This window comes from Frankia sp. CcWB2 (assembly GCF_977927585.1).
This window is the reverse complement of record NZ_CDWRCM010000109.1, coordinates 1-2002: the sequence shown is the minus strand read 5'-3', so window position 1 is coordinate 2002 and position 2002 is coordinate 1. Positions and strand designations below refer to the sequence as shown.

At 72.2% G+C, this 2002-nt stretch carries 1 pseudogene; it reads left to right on the top strand.

From position 1 onward, the window contains the following. Positions 1–2002 (top strand): annotated as a pseudogene (locus ACY45C_RS12835) (molybdopterin oxidoreductase family protein); the annotation flags it as partial.

The following is a 2002-nucleotide window of genomic DNA, read 5'->3' as shown; positions in this document are numbered from 1 at the left end:
CCCCGCTGATGCGGCCACGACGCGACGCCCCCCTCGAGCCGGTGAGCTGGGAGCAGGCGCTCGACCGCATCACTGCGGGGATCATCCGCCTCCAGCGTGAACACGGCCCGGACGCGGTCGGCGTCTTCGGCGGCGGCGGGTTGACCAACGAGAAGGCCTACGCCCTGGGCAAGTTCGCGCGGGTGGCGCTACGCAGCTCCGCGATCGACTACAACGGCCGGTTCTGCATGTCGTCGGCGGCCGCCGCGGGCATCCGCTCGTTCGGGCTGGACCGGGGCCTGCCCTTCCCATTGGAGGACATCGCGCACGCCGGGGCCGTCCTCATGGTCGGCGGCAACGCGGCCGAGACCATGCCCCCGTTCATACAGTACCTGACCCGCCAGCGGGAGAACGGCGGGGCGCTCGTGGTCGTCGACCCGCGCCTGACGGCCACCGCCCGCGCCGCGGCCCTGCATCTGCAGATCACCCCGGGAACTGACCTGGCCCTGGCCAACGGGCTGGCCCACATCGCCCTAACGGAGGGGTACGCCAACCACGACTTCCTCGCCGCTCGGACGACGGGCCTCGCCGAGTTGCGAGCAGTACTCGCCTCCTACTGGCCCGAACGGGTGGAGCGCATCACCGGAGTGCCGGTGGCAGACCAGTACGCCGCCGTGGGCCTGCTCACCCAGGCCGAACGGGCGATGGTGCTCAGCGCCCGCGGTGCCGAACAACACAGCAAGGGCACCGACACCGTCACGGCGCTCATCAACCTCGCCCTCCTACTGGGGCTGCCCGGCACCCCCGGGTCGGGCTACGGCTGTCTCACCGGCCAGGGCAACGGGCAAGGCGGCCGGGAACACGGGCAGAAGGCCGACCAGCTTCCCGGCTAGCGCAAGATCACCGATCCGGTGGCCTGGGAGCACATCGGTCGGATCTGGGGCGTCGACCCGACGACCATCCCCGGTCCGGGCCGCAGCGCCTACGAGATGCTGGACGCGCTCGGCACGCCGCAGGGGCCGAGGGCGCTCCTCATCCTCGGCAGCAACATCGCCGTCTCCGCCCCCCGGGCCCGTCGGATCACCTCGCGGCTGGCCGCCCTGGACCTGCTCGTCGTCGCCGACTTCGTGCTCAGCGAGACGGCGGCCATGGCCGACGTCGTCCTGCCGACCGCCCAGTGGGCGGAGGAGGAGGGGACGATGACCAATCTGGAGGGTCGGGTACTGCGGCGGGAACGGCTGCGGCCTCCTCCGGCGGGGGTACGCACCGACCTGGAGATCATCGCGGCGCTCGCCGCCCGACTCGGCCACGCCGAGCGATTCCCCGACGAACCACGGGTGGTCTTCGACGAGCTGCGCCGGGCCAGCGCCGGGGGATCGCCGACTACGCGGGCATCAGCTACGAGCGGATCACCGCATTGGACGGGGTGTTCTGGCCCTGCCCGGACGAGACGCACCCGGGCACCCCCCGGATGTTCCTGGACCGCTTCGCCACCCCGGACGGACGGGCTCGGCTCGTGCCGGTCGAGCACCGTCCGGTGGCGGAGGACATCGACCCCGAGTACCCCTACTACCTGACCACCGGACGCGTGCTGGCCCACTACCAGAGCGGTGCGCAGACCCGCCGGATCGGACCCCTCGTCGACGCCGCGCCGGAACCCTTCGTCGAGATCCATCCCGACCTCGCCGAACGGCTCGGGATCGCTGAGGGGGCGCCGGTGCGGGTCACGAGCCGACGAGGCACCTGCGAGGTGCCGGCGAGGCTGACCGACACCCTCCGGTTCGACACCGTCTTCCTGCCCTTCCATTGGGCCGGGGCCGGACGGGCGAACTCTCTGACCAACGACGCGCTCGACCCGACGTCCCGGATGCCCGAGTTCAAGGTGTGCGCGGTCGCGGTCGAGCCGCTCGAGGACCCGGACGACGACCCGATCGGCCACCCGGGCGACGATCGGCATGCCACCGGGTCCGTCCCCACCGCAACGGTCGGGGCTGCCGAACCCGTCCGAGCCATGTCGACGGCC